Genomic DNA, 17,717 nt, shown 5'->3' with positions numbered 1-17,717 from the left:
GAACCGCAGAGGCGGTGGGCCCGCTGCGGGACGGGCCCACCGCCGCGCCCGAGCGGGCCCCGCGGGCTAGGCGCGAGCCGAGACCCGCAGGGCCGAACGAGCGGACTCCGGCCCGAAGGCCGCGTCGAGGAACAGGCGCGCAGCCCCGAGGATGCCGCCCGTGCGCGGGTGGCGCGGCACGGCGACCTCGAGCTTCTCCGTCGCCATGGGCAGGCAGTCGGCCCACAGCTTCGACTTGATCGCGGCGATGAAGACGTCGGACGCGCTCAGTGAGCCGCCGACGACGAGACGGTCGGGGGTGAAGAAGTTGACGATCGTGGCGAGGACACCGCCGGTCATGCTCCCCGCTTCACGGAGCAGGCCGGTGGCGAGCGCGTCCCCGTTTCGGGCGAGATCGATCACCGTCTCGACGTCGGAGACGTCGCGTCCGGCCTCCTGGGCCGCGCGGGTGAGGGCCGACCCGCTCGCCACGGCGTCGAGGCAGCCGACGCGCCCGCACGAGCAGGGCACCGGCGCCGCACCGGGCACGGTGACGTGGCTGATGTCACCGGCGGCCCCGCTCCGGCCCGTGTAGAGCCGTCCGCCCGCGACGACCCCCGACCCGATCCCGGATCCGGCCTTGATGAACACCTGGTTGAGGGCCTCGGGATCGCCCCCGACGAGCTCGCCGACCGCCATGCAGTTGGCGTCGTTGCTGGCGAGGGCCGGCACCCCGAGGACGTCGGACAGAAGGGCCGCGACGTCGACGTCGTGCCAGCCGGGCATGCGCGACGGCGCGACGAGCCGACCCGTCTCCGCCGACACCGGCCCGGGCAGCGCGATCGCCGCCCCCGTCACCGTGGGCGCGCCGTTCGCCGCCGCCAGCGCAGCGAGTTCTTCTGCGACGCGGCGGAGAACGGCATCCGGGCCCTCCGCCAGATCCAGCACGAGGTGCCGGTGGGCGAGGGAGGAGCCGGCGTAGTCGACCAGCCCGATCGTGCTGCGCTCGACCCCGAGGTCGATGCTGGCCACCGTGCCGAGGTCGCCGCGGACCGCGAGGCGTCGGGGTCGGCGACCGCCGCGTGAATCGTCGGTGCCGTCCTCGACGATCACGCCCGCCGCGATCAGCGGATCGACGCGCGCGGTCACGGTCGACGGCGACAGACCTGTGTGCGCGGCGAGCTCGGCTCGAGATCGCGCAGCGCCCGTGCGCAGCGGGGTCAGCACGGCGAGCGTCTGCGGGCTGTAGGTCGGCAGGGCCGCGTGGAGAGGCTTCACACCCGTATCTTATTCCAAACTTGGAGTTTCTGTCTCGAATTATCTCTGTAACATGGCCTCGTTAGTTTGATTTCACCAAGGACGCGGAAATCACCTCCCGCGTCGGCTGTACCGATATCGCGGCGAGTCCGCGGGAAGGATCCACCCCCGTGTCGACGCCCGCCTCCCCCGCAGCCCCCGCCTCCGCGCCCCTCGTCGCGGTCCGCGAGGTGCAGAAGCACTTCGGCGACCACCACGTGCTCAAGGACATCGATCTCGACGTGGCTCGCGGCGAGGTCGTCGTCATCGTCGGGCCCTCGGGCTCGGGCAAGTCGACGCTGTGCCGCTGCCTCAACCGTCTCGAGACCATCACCTCGGGCACCATCACCATCGACGGCGTCCCGCTGCCGAGCGAGGGGCGCGGGCTCGCCGACCTGCGCGCCGAAGTGGGCATGGTCTTCCAGTCCTTCAACCTCTTCGCACACCGCACGGTTCTCGACAACGTCGCTCTCGCCCCGCGCATCGTGTCGAAGGTGCCGCTGAAGAAGGCGCGGGAAGAGGGCCTGGCCCTGCTCGACCGCGTCGGGATCGCCGACAAGGCCGACCGCTTCCCCGGCGAGCTCAGCGGCGGTCAGCAGCAGCGCGCCGCCATCGCCCGCGCGCTGGCGATGAAGCCCAAGCTCATGCTCTTCGACGAGCCGACCTCGGCCCTCGACCCCGAGATGGTCAGCGAGGTGCTCGACGTGATCACCTCGCTCGCCGAAGAGGGCATGACGATGGTCGTCGTCACGCACGAGATGGGCTTCGCCCGCCGCGCCGCCGACCGCGTGATCTTCATGGACGACGGACGCATCGTCGAAGACACCACCCCCGAGCGCTTCTTCACCCACGCCGAGAGCGACCGCGCTCGGGCGTTCCTGTCGAAGATCCTCGCCCACTGACATCCTCCCCGCCCCCGACGCGGCTCGTTCCGCACGCACCCGCAACCGAAAGGCAGTACCCGTGATCTCCTCTCGCTCGATCCTTCGCCGAGGCCTCGTCCTCTTGGCGTCCGCGGCCACGGTCGCGTCTCTCGCCGCGTGCTCGTCCGGCACCGCGGCCGTCCCGGGGTCCGACCCCAGCGCGTCGGCCAAGGCCAGCAGCCTCGAAGAGGTCTACGCGAACGCGCCCGTCGCCGACGCCGCGGCCCTCATCTCCGACTCGACGATGGCCAAGATCAAGGCACGCGGCAAGCTCATCGTCGCCGAGGCACTCGACGCCCCCCTGCTGTCGCAGCAGGACCCCACGAATCCCGAAGACGTGCAGGGCTTCGACGCCGACCTCGCCAAGATGCTCGCCATCTACATCCTCGGCGAGCCCAACGTCGAGATCGTCCCGCCGGCGTCCGAGACCCGCGAGGCCCTGCTCGCCAATGGCACCGTCGACGTCGTCTTCAACACGTACACGATCACCGAGAAGCGCGCCGAGCAGGTCGACTTCGCCGGCCCCTACCTCGAGTCGGGTCTGGCCGTCGCCGTCCGCAGTGACAACACCGACATCAACGGCATCGACGACCTGGGCGGCAAGACGGTCATCGTCGGCGCGAACACCCCCGCTGTCACGGCCGTGCCCGAGAAGCAGCCCACCGCGAACATCGTCAGCTTCGCCACCGACCCGCAGGCCCTGCAGGCCCTGACCCAGGGCCGCGGCGACGCGTACGTGCAGGACTTCACCTTGCTCGCGAGCCACGCCATCGACGACAAGAGCATCAAGGTCGTCGGCCAGCCCTTCACCAGTGAGGCGTACGGCATCGGTCTGAAGAAGGACGACGCGCAGTTCAAGTCGTTCATCAACGACTGGCTGAAGAAGATCCAGGACGACGGCTCGTGGGCCAAGATCTGGGACGCCACCCTGGGCTCGGCCGTCGAGTCGAGCGCTCCGACTCCCCCCGCGATCGGCAGCGTCCCCGGCTCCTGATCCCCTGACCGACCGGCGTCCGTTCCGCACATGACGGGCGCCGGTCTCCCCTCCCCTCTCACGCTCCTCTGAGGACCCCATGGACTTCTTCGCCTCGAGCGCCGGGCCGATCGCGCAAGCGCTCGGCACGACGATCCTGCTCGCCGTCTCAGCGGGCATCGGATCGATCGTGCTGGGCACGCTCGTCACCGCCGCGCGCATCAGCCCGGTGCCGGTGCTGCGCTGGGCCGCCTTCGCCTACGTGCAGTTCTTCGTCAACGTCCCGCTTCTGGTTCTCCTCGTGCTGGCGGTGTTCGCCCTGCCGGATGCCGGATTCCTGCTGCCCCTGACGCCGACGGCGATCATCGTGCTCACGCTCTACGAAGCGGCGTACGTCGCCGAGGCCGTCCGCAGCGGCGTGAACACCGTGAGCCGCGGCGAGATCGAGGCCAGCCGCGCGCTGGGGTTCTCGCTCGGCCAGACCCTGCGCGTGCTCGTCATCCCCCAGTCGCTGCGGGCCGCGATCCAGCCCATCGGCAACGTCATGATCGCCCTCACCATGAACACCGCCCTGGCCGCGGCGGTGGGCGTCGTCGAGCTGACGAGCGCCGCCAACAAGCTCAACCTCGTCGAGGCTCAGCCCATCCTGATCTTCACCGCGGCGGGGCTCATCTACATGGTGCTCGCGCTGGCGATCGGCCTCACCGCCGGCCGCCTCGAGAAGAAGTTGAGGATCCGCCGATGACCTCCCCCCTTTCGCTCTACGACGAGCCCGGGCCCCGTACTCGCCGCCGCATCCTCATCTGGTCGATCGTCAGCGCGGTCGTCATCCTGGGCCTCATCGCCCTCGCCCTCGTGCAGTTCGCGTCGAAGGGCCAGCTCGACAGCGACCGGTGGTTGCCGTTCCTCGACATCGCGATCTGGGAGTACCTCGGCGTCGGCCTGCTCGGCACACTGCAGGCCGCGGCCCTGACCGCCGTGTTCGGATTCGTGCTCGGCCTGCTGCTCGCCCTCGGGCGTCTCAGCCGCGTCCGCTGGATCAGCTGGATCTGCACCGCCTACATCGAGATCGCCCGCACGGTCCCCGTGCTGCTGCTCATCTACCTGATGCTCTTCGGCCTCCCCCAGCTCGGCCTGAACTTCCCGGTGCTGTGGAAGCTCGTCATCCCGCTCACGATCGCCAACGCGGCCGCCTTCGCCGAGATCATCCGCGCGGGTGTCCTCGCCCTGCCCCGCGGGCAGACCGAAGCCGGTCTCAGCCTCGGTATGACCCGCTGGCAGGTCGACCGCAAGGTGGTCCTGCCCCAGGCGCTGCGCTTCGTCGCGCCCTCGCTCGTGGTCCAGCTGGTGAGCCTGCTCAAGGACACGTCGCTGGGCTACATCGTGGCGTTCACCGAGCTGCTGTACCGCGGGCAGGTGCTGTCGAGCTTCAACGGCCTGCTCATCCAGACCTTCGTCGTGGTGACCGTGATCTTCCTCGCGCTCAACGGCGGCCTCTCGGGCCTGGCCGCTCGCCTGCAGAAGCGACCGGGCCGCCGCAGCCTCGCGACCCCCGCCAAGGTCGCCCCGGCCGGCCTCACCACCCCGAACGCCCCCGTCGACCGCTGATCCGCCTTCGCCCCGGCATCGAAAGAACCACCCATGACGTCCCTTCCCCCTGTTCCCTCCCCCCTGGCCGACCTCGCCGTCGTCATCCGCTCGGGTGTCGTCGAGAGCCGCCACCTCGGCTCGATCGCCGCCCTGTCCGCCGACGGATCGGTGGCCTGGCAGACCGGGAGCGGCGAACAGATCCTGCCCCGTTCCACCGTCAAGCCCGTGCAGGCCCTCGCATGCCTGCTCGCCGGGGCCGACATCGACGGAGCCGACCTCGCCATCGCCGCGGGCAGCCACACCGGCGAAGACGTGCACGTCGACGTCGTGCGCGATCTGCTCACCCGTGCGGGCCTCGACGAGAGCGCCCTCGGGTGTCCGGTCGACTGGCCCGAGGACGAGCCCACGCGCGAACGTCTCATCCGCAACGGCGAGCAGCGCTCGCGCGTGCGCATGAACTGCTCGGGCAAGCACGCCGCGATGCTGCTCGCCTGCGCGATCAACGGGTGGGACACGGCGACCTACCTCGACCCCTCGCACCCGCTGCAGCGGCTCGTGCGCGCGACGCTCGAACGCCTGTCGGGCGAGACGGTGGCGCACGACGCCGTCGACGGGTGCGGAGCGCCCCTGTTCAGCGTCTCGCCCCTCGGCATCGCCCGCATCTTCCGCGCCCTCGTGACGGGCGCCCCCGGCACGTCGGAGCGGAGAGTGGCGGATGCCATGCGGTCGCACCCCCGCTTCGTCGGCGGCGACCACCATGCCAACACCGACGCCATGCTGCGCGTACCGGGGCTGCTGTCGAAGGGCGGCGCCGAGGGGGTGATCGGCATGGCGACGGCCGACGGGGCCGCGGTGTCGATGAAGATCCTCGACGGCAACCCCCGCGCGACGACGCTCGTCGCCCTCACCGTCCTCGAAGCCCTCGGCGCCGACATCTCGGACGCGGGCGACCTCGTCGAGCTGCCGATCCTCGGCGGCGGGGTCCCGGTCGGCTCGATCGAGGTGGGTCGCGACGTGCGGGCGTGGCTCGACGCCTCGGCAGCGAGCGCCGCACCGTGACGACCGCCGCAGACCCGGCATCCCTCGCGGAGAAGTCCTCCGCGCGCGCCCGCGCCCTCGTGGAGATCTGCGTCGACGACCTCGCGGGGGTGCTCGCCGCCGAGCGGGCGGGCGCCGATCGCGTCGAGCTGTGCGCCGACCTTCTCGAGGGGGGCACGACGCCCAGCCTCGGAATGATCGAGTCCGTCCTCGACGCGGTGCGGAGCGTGGGTGTGCAGATCATGGTCCGCTCGCGCGGCGGCGACTTCGTCTACTCCGACGACGAGCTGCGCGTGATGCGGGCTGACGTCCGCGCCATCGCCGCCCTGGCGCGCACCAGTCGGGTGCCCGTGGGCATCGTCTTCGGCGCGCTCACCGTCGACGGCCACGTCGACGAACAGGCACTCGAGGCGATCCGGACCGCCGCGGGAGGGGTGCCGATCACTTTCCATAAGGCCTTCGACGACACCGTCGACCTCTTCGACGCCTACGACACGCTCGCCCACCACGGCATCGCCCGCGTGCTCACCTCCGGGGGAAAGGCCACGGCCGGCGAGGGGGCCGACGTGCTCGCCGCGCTGCGCGCGCGGTCGGAGGGCACCCGGATGCCGACGGTTCTCGTCGGCGGCTCGGTCCGGGCCCACAACGTGACAGCGCTGCTCGAGCGCACCGGCGCCCGTGAGGTGCACCTGCGCGCGCAGGTCGCCTCCGGACGGGGACACCTCGTCACCGACGAGTCGGTGATCCGCGACACGGTGCTCGCGGTGAGCGAGAGCGACCGCGCGTCGCACCCGGCCGTGATCGCCGTCGACATCGGCGGCACTTCGGCGAAGGGCGCGCTCGTCGACATCGACGGCCACGTGCTGAACAGCTCGCGCATCGCGACGGGCGGTTCCGGTGCCGAGACGGTCACGCGCATCGCGGACCTGCTCACCGACCTCATCGCGGCGGCCGAGGCCCTCGGCCGCTCGGTCGTCGGCGCGGGCGTCGTGAGCCCCGGCCTGATCGACAGCGCCACCGGCACCGTCCGTTACGCCTCGACGCTCGGGTGGACCGACGTCCCCCTCGCCCGTCTCCTCTCCGACGCCACCGGACTCCCCGTCGCGGTCGACCACGACGTGCGCGCCGCGGGTGCGGCCGAGGGGGCCTACGGCGCGGCCGCCGGTTCGCGCAACGTCGTCTTCGCGGCGATCGGCACCGGGGTCGCGGCATCCCTCACCTCCGACGGACGGGCCGTCGAGGGGGCCATCTCCGGGGCCGGCGAGCTCGGTCACATCCCGGTGGTGCCCGGCGGCGAGCTCTGCGCGTGCGGTCAGCGCGGCTGCCTCGAGGTGTACTTCTCGGGCGCGGGCCTGGCCCGGCGGTACGCGGCGAGCGCCCCGCTGATCGACGGAGAGACTCCGGATGCCGCGTCGGTCATCGCCCGCGTCGACACGGATCCCGTCGCCGCCCGCGTCTGGTCGGAGGGGCTCGACGCCCTGGCCACGGGGCTCGCGACCCTGACCCTGCTCGTCGACCCCGAGGTGATCGTTCTCGGCGGTGGGGTCGCGCAGGCCGGGGACGCGTTCCTCGAGCCCCTGCGCGAACGGCTGACCGCGGCGCTCGCGTGGCGAGAAGCCCCCCGGTTGACGACCGCGGCCCTGGGCACGCACGCCGGCCGGATCGGGGCCGCGATGCTGGCCTTCGAGGCCGCGCAGCGACCCGAGGTCACCCGCTCGTGGACCGCACCTGTCATCCTGGCTGAGCCGACCACCCCCCGAACGGAGGCCCGCTCGTGACCGAGATCGCGATCGTGCAGAACCAGGCGGATGCCGGCCGCATCGCCGCCGACCTCATCGTCGCCGCGCTGAGTCGCCGCAGCGACCCGACGCTGGGACTCGCGACCGGCTCGACGCCCCTGCCGGTGTGGGCGGCCCTGGCGGAGCGCTCGCTCGACCTCTCGGCCGTGCGGGGTTTCGCCCTCGACGAGTACGTGGGCCTGCCCGCCGGACACCCCGAGAGCTACCGCGCCGTGGTCGATCGCGACATCGTCGGCCCCCTCGGACTCGACCCGTCGCTCGTGCGCGTTCCGGGCGACGACGAGGGTCCGCTCGCCGAGGCCGGCGAGCGGTACGAAGCCGCGATCGCCGCGGCCGGCGGCATCGACCTGCAGATCCTGGGCATCGGCCGCACCGGGCACATCGGGTTCAACGAGCCGGGCTCGTCGCTCGCCTCGCGCACGCGCCTGAAGGCGCTGACGCCCGCGACCCGCGCCGACAACGCGCGGTTCTTCGACAGCATCGACGAGGTCCCCACGCACTGCCTCACGCAGGGCATCGGCACGATCCTCGACGCGGGCGTGCTCGTGCTGCTCGCCTTCGGCGAGGCGAAGGCCCCCGCCGTCGCCGCGGCCGTCGAGGGGCCGCTGACCTCGTCGTGCCCGGCATCCGCGATCCAGCTGCACCGCCGGGCCGTGGTCATCGTCGATGAGGCGGCCGCCGCTCAGCTCGAGCACCGCGACTATTACCGCTTCGCCTGGGACCACCGCGAGATCGCCTCGGCATGACCGCCGACCTGCTGCTCACGGGCGCCCGGGTGGTCGATGCGCGGCGCGACCTGCCCGACGCGTGGATGCGGGTGCACAACGGTCTGATCGCCGAGGTGGGCACGGGGCTCGCTCCGCGCGCGTCCGAGCGCATCGACCTGGGCGGGGCGACCCTGACCCCCGGCCTGATCGACCTGCACGTCCACGGGGGCGGCGGGCACGCCTTCGACGACGGAACGGATGCCATCACCTCCGGGGTCGCCGCGCACCGCCGCCACGGTACGACGGCGACCCTCGTGAGCCTGGTCTCGTCTCCGCTCGACGTCCTGCGTCGGCAGCTCACTCACGTCGCCGTCGCACGACGGTCCGATCCCGCGATTCTGGGCGTGCATCTCGAGGGCCCCTGCCTCTCACCCGCCCGGCGCGGGGCGCACGACCCCGGCGCGCTCGCTCTCCCCGACGGACCCGTCCTCGACCTCGTGCGGGATGCCGAGCCCGGCCTCGTCCGGCAGGTCACCCTCGCGCCCGAACTCCCCGGAGCTCTCGACGCGATCACGGAGCTCACCGCCCTCGGCATCCGCGTCGCGATCGGCCACACCGAGGCCGATTACGCCCTCACGCGCGAGGCGATCGCGCGTGGCGCCACCCTGCTCACCCACGCGCTCAATGCGATGCCCGCGATCGGCCATCGGCTGCCGGGTCCGGTGCCGGCCGCTCTGGAGGACGACCGCGTCACCCTTGAGCTCATCCTCGACGGCGTGCACGTCCACCCCGCGGTCGCCCGCATGCTGCTGACCTCGGCGCCGCGCCGGGTGGCCCTGATCACGGATGCCATGGCCGCCGCCGCCCACGCCGACGGCGCGTACCGCCTGGGCGAGCTCGACGTGCACGTCGCGGACGGCCGCGCGTTGCTCGACGACGGCGTCACGATCGCGGGGTCGACGCTGACGCTGGACCGCGCGGTGCGCGCGGCCATCGTCGACCTGGGTCTTGCCGCGTCGGATGCCGTGGGAGCGGCGACGGCCGTTCCCGCGGCGGCGCTGGGCGACCCCGCGCGCGGGCTCCTCGAGCCGGGAATGCGCGCCGACCTCGTCGCGTGGGACGCGGACTGGCGCGTGCGGAAGGTGTGGCTCAGCCCCTCTTCGTGACGCGCCGCTCCACGAGCTTGCGTGCGACGTCCATGAAGCTGGGCGCGTACCTCGCCCACTCCTGGTCGAGCTTGCGCACGTCGATCTTGCCGGTGTGCAACAGTTCGCAGATCTTCAGCCAGCTCTCGCCCGTCGCCGCCGTCAGCGCACCCGCGACCGCCGCGTTCACGACGATCCCGGCGCCCGGGATCAGCTTGAGGAAGCTCGTCGCGAGCGCCCGCCCCGCGACCTGCACGCCGAACTGCGCGAGCGCACCGGCCGAAAGCATGGTCTTGACCTCGAGGTCGTAGATCGCGGCGATGCGGCCCATCATCGTCAGCTGGATCGGCGCCAGCGTGACAGCATCCGAGACAGGAAGCGGAACGGTCGCAGCCCCTGCTGCGGCCGCGGCCGCCGCGGCGATGATCGGCCGCGCCATCTCCCTCTTCCACGGGAGGTTGAGCCGCTGTGCGATGCGAAACGCGTCCTTGTCGCGCTCGGGGGCGAGCTCGAGGGTCTGCGTGACAAGGTCACCGAGGCCGTGCCCCTTGCCCTTCCCGTTCTTGTCGCGGGTCGAGGTGAGGACGACCTGCCGGTAGGGGATGCGCAGTCGTTCACCGGTGTTCGGGTCGACGGGGTCGTTGAGCCACTCGACGAACGCCTCCAGATCTTTCGCGATGCCCTGGTGCCCGGTGAGGGGGTTCTTGATCCAGTCGACCTTCGTCAACACGAGGATCACCGGCAGCCCCCGCGCGTCGAGCTCGCGGATCATCGCGATGTCGGCCGGGGTCAGCCGATCGTCGGCGGCCCGCACGCAGTACCAGACGACCGAGATCTGGTGGTCGCCGGGGTGGGCGGCGATCGCGTCGAGGTGGGTGCGCAGCTGCTGATCCGGCGGAACGGGCGAGCCGATCTCGAACCCCTCGACGTCCCAGATACCGAGCGAGTCGTCGCTGTAGAAGTGCACGCCGCGCGTGACCGGCAGGCCGCGCCCGACCTTCGCCCAGTCGCGCCCGAACACCGCGTTGACGAGCGACGACTTGCCCACGCCCGAAGCACCGACGATCGCGAGGTTGAACCGGCCGTACCGCGACTTCGCCTCGGACGTCGCCTGGACGAACGCCTTGTCGTCGAGCTGACGGGCATCGGTGTTCTTCTTCGCCATGATCTGGCCCTACCCCCGATGATTCGCGTCGCGACCCGCGTGTGCGGGATGGATCGAATCTACGGGGCGAGGTGCCCCACGCCGTTTTCGGCCGTACCCCTTGCGCGCGGGGGTCAGTCGGGCCTGCGCTGCTGGAACAGCTCCTTCGTCCGCAGAAGGCGCAGTGCCGTGACCAGCAGCATTCCGCCGAGCACGTTGAACAGCAGGGTGTACCCGAACCACCCCAGCCACTGCAGGTAGGTGATGTCGGCCCCGGATTGGATCGCCCCGAAGATGAGCAGCGAATCCAGGATCGAGTGGAACAGCTGCAGCCCGGCGAGGAGGAACCCCCCGATGACGGTGGCGACGATCTTGGCGGGTTCGGAGTCGGTGCCCTGCTGCATCCGCGTCATGAGCGTGATGGTGCTGCCGCCCAGGACGGCCAGCACGATGCTCTGCAGCCCGAACGGAGCCTCGACGTAGTGGAGCGCGGCTTCGGCGAGGGTGTCGTTCCATTGCGGGAACGCGGTGGTCAGCAGCCACATGAAGACCCACCCGCCGACGAGGTTCGCCACGAGGGTCCCGCCCCAGAGCCGAGCGAGTTGACCGATCGTGCCCTCGCGGGCGACCAGCGCGGCGATGGGCATGAGGAAGTTCTCGGTGAACAGTTCGCTGTGTGCGAGGAGCAGGGCGATGAGTCCGATGCTGAACGCCACCCCCGCCAACAGGTGATCGCCCGTCTGGTGCAGGACCGCGAGGTACGCGGCGACGCCGAGGCCCACCTCGAGCCCGCCGAAGAACCCGGTGATCAGCACGATGCGCCAGGGTCTCTGCAGACGTTCCGCGCCCTCGGAGACGGTGGCGTCGAACGATTCGGCCAGCTCGTCCTCGACGACCTCGTCGGATTCGCCGACCTCGCGGCGTCTGTCGTCGCTCACCGGGGGCTCTGTCGTGTGCTCATGCCTCACTGTCGCTCTCGATCCGCGACCGCACAACCCGGCTGCGCGCGAGTCTTGGCGCGTGTACAGGGCGGGCGCCCCCACGCGTCACGGTTGCCGCCGCATCCCCACCCAGCCGTCCCCGTCCCGCGTGAACACGACCCGATCGTGCAGCCGCGACCGCCGGCCCTGCCAGAACTCGATCTCGCGCGGCTCGACCCGGTACCCGCCCCAGTGCGGAGGCCGCGGCACGACCTCATCGTCGGCGAACCGGGCGGTGACCTCGGCCATCTGCTCTTCGAGAGCGGCTCGGGATGCCACCGGCTCCGACTGACGGCTCGCCCAGGCCGACAGTTGCGATCCGCGCGGCCGCGACGCGAAGTACGCGTCGTCGCGCTCCGACGGCAGCGGCGTGGCCGTGCCGAGCACGATGACCTGTCGCTGCAGCGCGTACCAGGGGAAGAGGATCGACACCGCCGGGTTCCCGGCGAGCGCGCGGCCCTTCCGCGACTGCCGGTTGGTGAAGAAGACGAGCGCCCCGTCGTCGTCGATTCCGCGGAGCAGGACCGTCCGCGAGGTGGGCCGGCCTTCGGCACCCACCGTCGACACGACCATCGCGTTCGGTTCGGGCTGGTCAGCGGCATCCGTCAGCCACTGCTGCAGCAGCTCGAAAGGCGAGGCCGAGAGGGCGTCGTCATCCAGCTCGGCGAGCGTGTAGTCGAGCCGGTGGGCGAGGGGGTTCTCGGTCATCGCGGGTCCTCCGGTGGGTGGCTGGGATGCCAGCGTATGTCTGCGCGACGCCTGTTGAGGCGGTCGCACGTGACGACAAACCGTTCCCGGGCCTCCCGCCGCCTCAGCCACCAGCGCTGACGCGGGCGCCCCTCAGAGCCCGGCGATCCCCGCCGACCGCACGACGAAGTAGACGAGGATGCCGACGACGGCCACGACGAGGACGACCGCCGTCCAGAACATCGCGATGCGGAGCCGACGAGTCTGCGCCGACTCACCCGGACGGTTCCACGGAGCGCGCGCCATCATCGCTTCCTCGAGGTAGTGCTCATGCCCCGATCCTGGCGAAGCCCGCCCGTCGGCCACAACCCCGCCTGACGACACGCCGACAACCTGCGCATGCGGAATATCCGCTGCGCACCGCGGGTTGGGAGGCACGGCCCTGTTCCCCCACGAAAGGACACCCATGAGCCTGTTCAGCCCCACCACCGTCGGAGAGATCGGCGTCCGCAACCGCGTCTCGCTCGCCCCGATGACCCGCCTGCGCGCCGGCGCGGATGGCGTCCCCGGACCGATCGTCGCGAAGTACTACGCGCAGCGCGCCGGCATCGGCCTGCTGGTCACCGAGGGTGTCTTCCCGAGCGATGAGTCGCGCGCGTACCCGGGTCAGCCCGGCATCGTGACCGACGCGCAGGCCGCGGGCTGGGCCAAGGTCGCCGACGCGGTGCACGCCGAGGGCGGCACCGTCTTCATGCAGCTCATGAACGGCGGACGCGTCACGCACCCCGAGATCACGGGCACCGACCGCATCGTCGCCCCCTCGGCGATCGCGATCGACGGTGACACGCGCCTCGCCGACGGCACGAAGGTCGCCTACGCCGTGCCGCACGCTCTCGAGACCGCGGAGCTCGCCACGGTTCGCGACGAGTTCGTCGCCGCTGCCCGCAAGGCCGTGGATGCCGGCTTCGACGGCGTCGAGCTGCACGGCGCCAACGGCTACCTGCTGCACGAGTTCCTCTCGCCCGCGTCGAACCAGCGCACCGACGAGTACGGCGGATCCCCCGCGGCCCGCGCCCGCTTCGTCATCGAGGTCGCGCAGGCCGTCGTGGCCGAGGTCGGCGCCACGCGCGTCGGCATCCGCATCTCGCCCGCGCACAACATCCAGGACGTCTGGGAGACCGACGACGCCGAGACCCGCGCCACCTACGAAGCGCTCGTGTCGGGCCTCGCTCCCCTGGGCCTCGCGTACCTGAGCGTGCTGCACGCCGACCCGGCCGGCGACCTGATCCAGGACCTCCGCCGCACCTTCGGCGGCACCTTCATCATCAACTCGGGCTTCTCGAGCGTCACCACGCGCGACGAGGCCGTCTCGGTGGTCGAGAAGGACCTCGCCGACCTGGTCGCCGTCGGTCGCCCCGCCATCGCCAACCCCGACCTCGTCACCCGCTGGGAGAAGGGCGCCGACGAGAACGAGGTCGACCAGGCCTCCGTCTACGGCGGCGACGAGCACGGCTACACGGACTACCCGTTCCTGCAGGCGTAATCCGTCCTGCTTTTGGGGCCTCGCGCGAATCGATCGCGCGGGGCCCTTTCGCTTTACACCGGTCGGTAGCGCTGCACGCTGGCGCCCGACCGGAACTCCCACCGCTCCACGAGCTCGATCTTCATCTGGTCCCGCACGCCCTCGAGCAACCGCGGCCCCCGCCCCGCAATCACCGGATGCACCACGAACGTGAACTCGTCGATGAGCCCCTCCGCTGCGAGCGCCGCAGGAAGCTTCACCCCACCGAGCGCGATCCCTCGCCCCGCTTCCTCCCTGAGCCGGCGGACAGCCTCGACCACGTCGCCCCGGACCAGTTCGGCGTTCCAGTCGACAGAGTTGAGAGTCCCGGATGCCACGACCTTCCGCATCGGATCCATCACTTCCGAGAACGCGACCTCACTGGCATCCATCCAGTCCGGCCACTCCCCCGATTCCGGTTGGCGCCACGCGCCCTCCATCAGCTCGTAGGTGACGCGGCCGTAAAGGAGGGTGTCGGAGCGGCGCAGCTCGTCGGTCCAGAACGCCATGGACTCGGCATCCGGCGGCAGACCCGCCTCGTGATGGACGCAGCCGTCGAGGGTGACGTTGATGGCGTAGCGGAGAGGCTGGGTCATGCCGCTAGCTTCCTCGCCGGGGCTCCCCCGCGGAAGAGCCCGCCGCCGCAAACCGCCCAGCCTGCACCGCGAACGCCTCCGCCAACTCCGGCGGCCCGACGACCTCCATCGCCACCTCGAACCTCCCGAACGATGCGGCGAGCGCACCCCACGACCACGACCCCGCTTCGAGAGTGCAGCGCTCGTCGTCGACGGCGGTGACGATGCCGTCGCCCGCGAACGGCAGCACGTCTCGCGCCGGCGCGTGCAACAGCACGGTCCCTCGGCACGGCCACTCGTTCTTGTCCGACCCCTTGAACCGCGCGGATACGAACGCGTCGACGTCACCGCCCGGCACGACCCGCGGCACGAAGGGAGCGCCGTGCGGCACCCGGGGTCGCACGCGATCCGCCGAGAAGAGCCGCCAGTCCTCGCGCTCGAGGTCCCACCCGAGCAGATACCACCGACCATGGGATGCCACGAGGTGATGAGGCTCCACCCGCCGCGGCGGACCGGGCTCAGTGCCGTCCCCCTCCCGGGGCAGGTAGTCGAAGCGGATGGAGACACGATCGCGCACCGCCTGCGCGAGCGTCAGCAGCACCTCCAGCGGTACGGCAGCGACCGGCGCTTCCCCCGGGCGGCCCACCGTCGTCACCTCGACTGCGTCGAGCCGATGCCGCAGCCGCGACGGCAGCACCTGCCGCATCGTCGCGAGAGCGCGCACCGCCGCCTCGCCGATGTCCGAACCCAACGCGGGAGCCGCGCGCAGAGCGATCGCCACCGCGAGCGCCTGGTCGTCGTCGAACAGCAGCGGCGGCATCTCGGCGCCCGCGTCGAGGCGGTATCCCCCGTCGGGGCCCATCGTCGTCTCGATCCGGTAGCCCATCTCGCGCAGGCGATCGATGTCGCGCCGCACCGTGCGATCGCTGACGTCCAGCCGCGAGGCCAGCACCGACCCCGGCCAGTCCCGTCGGGCCTGGAGCAGCGACAGCAGGGTGAGCAATCGCGACGTCGTGGCCATGCATCCGACGGTACTCGCGGTCTAGGACAGAAACCGACCTATACGGGTGGGAACGTGATCTCACGAGCCGATCCCGGCCGATTCATCGAGGAGCAGACATGCCCGTGCAGACCACCACCCACCTGAACTTCCGCGGCGATGCCCGCCAGGCGCTCGAGTTCTACCAGTCCGTCTTCGGCGGCCACCTCGTCGTCAACACCTACGCCGACTTCGGCATGCCGGCCGAGATCCCCGGTTCCGACAAGGTCGTCTTCGGCCTGGTCGCCGGCGAGAACGGCTTCCGCATCATGGGCTACGACATCCCCGGCCGCACCGAGGGCGGCATCGCAGCCCCCGGCTCCACCCACCGCGAGAACAACACCACGGTCACCGACCAGTCGTTGTTCGTCTCGATCAGCACCCCCACCCTCGAGGAGCTCCAGGGCTACTGGGACACCCTGTCGACGGATGCCACGATCGTCGAACCCCTCGCCGCCTCGGCGTGGAGCGCCGGCTTCGGCATGCTGACCGACAGATTCGGCGTGACGTGGAGCGCGTCGGTCACCGCGGTGTGACGTGTGCGGTCGCGGCGCGCATTCGCTGCGCGTCGCGACCGGCCGCCCACATCTCCTCAGCGCATCCGGCAAGAACACCGACCCAGATAGTTCCCCATGCCGTCGAGCGCACCCGATCGGACGCGAGAGGCGGCGACACCGCGGAGGGGCACCTGCCGGCGACCGGCAGCGAGCCAAGCCCCGCGATGGCTAACCTGCTACTCGTCAGCGTTCTTCACCCAGTCGACGAGCGAACTGGGAAGACTTGCGTGCGCCTCGAGCGCGGCCTGACACCCGTGAACGAAATTGTAAATGTTTGAGGCGTCGAAGCGCTCAAACTCCAGGTGGGCCGGGGCCTCGCCGCCAGCGTTCCGGCTCGTCCAAATAATAGTGGGATGCCATTCGATTCCATCGCTTTGGTCGGCGTACGAGCCGTGGAACAGACGATTTCTCTCTTGACTCAGGGATTTGCATTGCCCCACCCAATCCCGGATCGATTCCGACCCTTTGTCAGGAAATTCCGTGGCCGCGATTTTCAGGGCTTCAAGAAGCGCGCTGACTTGAAGTTGTCTCGCCAGGAAAGCCCCTACCGCAGTGGGGCTATTTTGCAGCGAGGCTCGAAATGTCATGCCTATGAAGAACTCAAGCCGCGACCACATCACCACGGCCTTTCCGATGCTCGCCTCCACCTGCCGCCAGCGAGATTCATAGTCGTCGTTCATGCATCAAGTATCGGAGTCAATAGTTGCTTGGCATCGGCGACGCGCTCGAATTGAAATGCGCCACCGGACTAACACGAAAGGCTCGGGCCGGGCCGGTGCTCGGCCCGCGGTCACGCCGCGGGCGAATGTGCTGCGCGTCCTCGCCCGCTACATCGACGCCGACCACGAGTTCCCCGAAGCCCTCACCATCGCCACCGACGCCGGCGAAAAGGTGAACATCGCGATCGTCCGCTCAAACCGCGCCCTCCTGTGGATCGCGATCGGCCGCATCCCGGATACCGAACGCGAGCTCACCGCGATCATCGATGCGGCTGGCCACCGCGCGCTGTCGAGCGCCCTCGCATCCCTCGCTCTGGCGGCCGAAGCACGACGCGGCGCCTTCGCCCAGGCGGCACGACGCTGGGATCGGGTCGCCGCGGCCGACGTCGACTACGCCGCGTCCGCCGACGTCCGGCTGCTGCGCGCACGAATTGACGCCCGCGCCGGACGTTTCAAGGCGGCCATCGGCAAACGGTGAGCGAGTTGCCATGCTGATTAGGCCGCACTCGTTTGACCTAGTCGGAACGCTGGGCTGGTGGCGAGGCGCACCAGACCCGAAGACGAGGCCTGGACCGACTATGCCGCTCAGCTCGCCATCAACCTCCGGCGCCTACGCCCTGAGGCGGGTCTCAGCCAGGAAGACGTGGCGTACCGCTCGGGGCTGACGCGCTACACGTACCAGTAGTACGCGAAGGGCGAGTCGAAGCCGGGACGCCGGCGAACCCGACGATCCGAACTCTGCGCGCGATGTCGCAGGTGCTGGGCGTCGCGCTCACAGACATCCTTCCGGGGCGCGCACCGGACCTGCGGCTCCGCTGACCTCGAACACCCGCTGGCCTGCGGCGTGCTCCGCCTTGAGCTTGAGGCGCTGCTCGACGCGATCGACGACGAGGGCACGACACGGGCGAATGGCGACGACTCAGAATCTGGTCGCTCTGGATAGGATCGGTAATACCCGGAAACATCCGGCTCAACCCGCATGGGGCACAAATGTCCTAGCCTTGG

General features: G+C 70.7%; 20 protein-coding genes. 12 read left to right on the top strand and 8 right to left on the bottom strand.

What is annotated here, in order from left to right:
* Positions 1-66: 66 nt before the first annotated feature.
* Positions 67-1,257: an ROK family transcriptional regulator gene (locus BLS25_RS04355; protein WP_074694562.1), complete on the bottom strand. Its 1,191-nt coding sequence runs from the start codon at positions 1,255-1,257 to the stop codon at positions 67-69.
* A 149-nt stretch (positions 1,258-1,406) separates the two neighbouring features.
* Between BLS25_RS04355 and BLS25_RS04350 the strand changes: the two genes are divergently transcribed.
* From BLS25_RS04350 to nagA, 8 genes are all read left to right on the top strand, one after another.
* A complete protein-coding gene (locus tag BLS25_RS04350) occupies positions 1,407-2,177 on the top strand; it encodes an amino acid ABC transporter ATP-binding protein (protein ID WP_056224891.1) in 771 nt (256 codons plus the stop codon).
* Positions 2,178-2,238: 61 nt separating this feature from the next.
* Positions 2,239-3,192, top strand: a complete 954-nt coding sequence (locus BLS25_RS04345) for a glutamate ABC transporter substrate-binding protein (RefSeq protein ID WP_235556917.1) — start codon at positions 2,239-2,241, stop codon at positions 3,190-3,192.
* 79 nt (positions 3,193-3,271) lie between these two features.
* Positions 3,272-3,916, top strand: a complete 645-nt coding sequence (locus tag BLS25_RS04340; protein WP_056224894.1) for an amino acid ABC transporter permease — start codon at positions 3,272-3,274, stop codon at positions 3,914-3,916.
* Entirely contained in the window at positions 3,913-4,779 is an 867-nt protein-coding gene (locus BLS25_RS04335) for an amino acid ABC transporter permease (RefSeq protein WP_074694561.1), read from the top strand. The genes BLS25_RS04340 and BLS25_RS04335 overlap by 4 nt, the downstream gene beginning before the upstream one ends.
* Positions 4,780-4,812: 33 nt before the next feature.
* Complete coding sequence (locus tag BLS25_RS04330) at positions 4,813-5,820, top strand: asparaginase (RefSeq protein ID WP_074694560.1); 1,008 nt, start codon at positions 4,813-4,815, stop codon at positions 5,818-5,820.
* Positions 5,784-7,577 carry a copper homeostasis protein CutC gene (locus BLS25_RS04320; protein WP_256335533.1) on the top strand — a complete coding sequence of 598 codons (1,794 nt, stop codon included), beginning with the start codon at positions 5,784-5,786 and terminating at the stop codon, positions 7,575-7,577. Before BLS25_RS04330 ends, BLS25_RS04320 begins: the two co-directional genes overlap by 37 nt.
* Positions 7,574-8,344, top strand: coding sequence for a glucosamine-6-phosphate deaminase (locus tag BLS25_RS04315; RefSeq protein WP_056224903.1), 771 nt, complete (start codon positions 7,574-7,576; stop codon positions 8,342-8,344). Before BLS25_RS04320 ends, BLS25_RS04315 begins: the two co-directional genes overlap by 4 nt.
* A complete protein-coding gene (nagA, locus tag BLS25_RS04310) occupies positions 8,341-9,471 on the top strand; it encodes an N-acetylglucosamine-6-phosphate deacetylase (protein ID WP_074694559.1) in 1,131 nt (376 codons plus the stop codon). Before BLS25_RS04315 ends, nagA begins: the two co-directional genes overlap by 4 nt.
* Here nagA and BLS25_RS04305 read toward each other — a convergent pair.
* The 4 genes from BLS25_RS04305 to BLS25_RS16830 all read right to left on the bottom strand — a co-directional run bounded on the left by BLS25_RS04305 (position 9,455) and on the right by BLS25_RS16830 (position 12,567).
* Complete coding sequence (locus BLS25_RS04305) at positions 9,455-10,615, bottom strand: GTPase family protein (RefSeq protein WP_074694558.1); 1,161 nt, start codon at positions 10,613-10,615, stop codon at positions 9,455-9,457. The two genes, nagA and BLS25_RS04305, sit on opposite strands and share 17 nt — an antisense overlap.
* A gap of 113 nt (positions 10,616-10,728) precedes the next feature.
* Positions 10,729-11,532, bottom strand: a complete 804-nt coding sequence (locus tag BLS25_RS04300; RefSeq protein ID WP_074694557.1) for a formate/nitrite transporter family protein — start codon at positions 11,530-11,532, stop codon at positions 10,729-10,731.
* A gap of 108 nt (positions 11,533-11,640) precedes the next feature.
* A complete protein-coding gene (gene pdxH, locus BLS25_RS04295; protein ID WP_074694556.1) occupies positions 11,641-12,282 on the bottom strand; it encodes a pyridoxamine 5'-phosphate oxidase in 642 nt (213 codons plus the stop codon).
* A 132-nt stretch (positions 12,283-12,414) separates the two neighbouring features.
* Positions 12,415-12,567, bottom strand: coding sequence for a hypothetical protein (locus tag BLS25_RS16830; protein ID WP_156371591.1), 153 nt, complete (start codon positions 12,565-12,567; stop codon positions 12,415-12,417).
* 160 nt (positions 12,568-12,727) lie between these two features.
* Here BLS25_RS16830 and BLS25_RS04290 point away from each other — a divergent pair, with 160 nt between their 5' ends.
* Positions 12,728-13,804 (top strand): alkene reductase, encoded by a 1,077-nt coding sequence (locus tag BLS25_RS04290; protein ID WP_074694555.1) that lies wholly within the window; start codon positions 12,728-12,730, stop codon positions 13,802-13,804.
* A 53-nt stretch (positions 13,805-13,857) separates the two neighbouring features.
* Here the strand turns inward: BLS25_RS04290 and BLS25_RS04285 are convergent, their stop codons facing one another.
* The gene (locus BLS25_RS04285) at positions 13,858-14,418 is read right to left on the bottom strand and encodes a dihydrofolate reductase family protein (protein ID WP_074694554.1); all 561 of its coding nucleotides are present in this window, start codon (positions 14,416-14,418) and stop codon (positions 13,858-13,860) included.
* Between the two features lie 4 nt (positions 14,419-14,422).
* Positions 14,423-15,418: a helix-turn-helix transcriptional regulator gene (locus BLS25_RS04280; RefSeq protein ID WP_074694553.1), complete on the bottom strand. Its 996-nt coding sequence runs from the start codon at positions 15,416-15,418 to the stop codon at positions 14,423-14,425.
* 98 nt (positions 15,419-15,516) lie between these two features.
* On the opposite strand from BLS25_RS04280, the gene BLS25_RS04275 reads away from it, so the two are divergent.
* Positions 15,517-15,972, top strand: coding sequence for a VOC family protein (locus BLS25_RS04275; protein WP_074694552.1), 456 nt, complete (start codon positions 15,517-15,519; stop codon positions 15,970-15,972).
* 197 nt (positions 15,973-16,169) lie between these two features.
* Here BLS25_RS04275 and BLS25_RS16575 read toward each other — a convergent pair whose 3' ends face one another.
* Complete coding sequence (locus BLS25_RS16575; RefSeq protein WP_143017824.1) at positions 16,170-16,673, bottom strand: hypothetical protein; 504 nt, start codon at positions 16,671-16,673, stop codon at positions 16,170-16,172.
* A gap of 127 nt (positions 16,674-16,800) precedes the next feature.
* Here BLS25_RS16575 and BLS25_RS04270 point away from each other — a divergent pair, with 127 nt between their 5' ends.
* Both BLS25_RS04270 and BLS25_RS17040 read left to right on the top strand, forming a co-directional pair.
* Positions 16,801-17,190 (top strand): hypothetical protein, encoded by a 390-nt coding sequence (locus BLS25_RS04270; protein WP_074694551.1) that lies wholly within the window; start codon positions 16,801-16,803, stop codon positions 17,188-17,190.
* A gap of 57 nt (positions 17,191-17,247) precedes the next feature.
* Positions 17,248-17,397 (top strand): helix-turn-helix domain-containing protein, encoded by a 150-nt coding sequence (locus tag BLS25_RS17040; protein WP_218128158.1) that lies wholly within the window; start codon positions 17,248-17,250, stop codon positions 17,395-17,397.
* Positions 17,398-17,717 lie beyond the last annotated feature (320 nt).

Origin of the sequence: Microbacterium testaceum StLB037 (assembly GCF_900104345.1) — a bacterium.
GTDB lineage: Bacteria > Actinomycetota > Actinomycetes > Actinomycetales > Microbacteriaceae > Microbacterium > Microbacterium testaceum_A.
The sequence above is the reverse complement of the archived record's forward strand: the minus strand, read 5'-3'. Positions and strand labels throughout refer to the sequence as shown.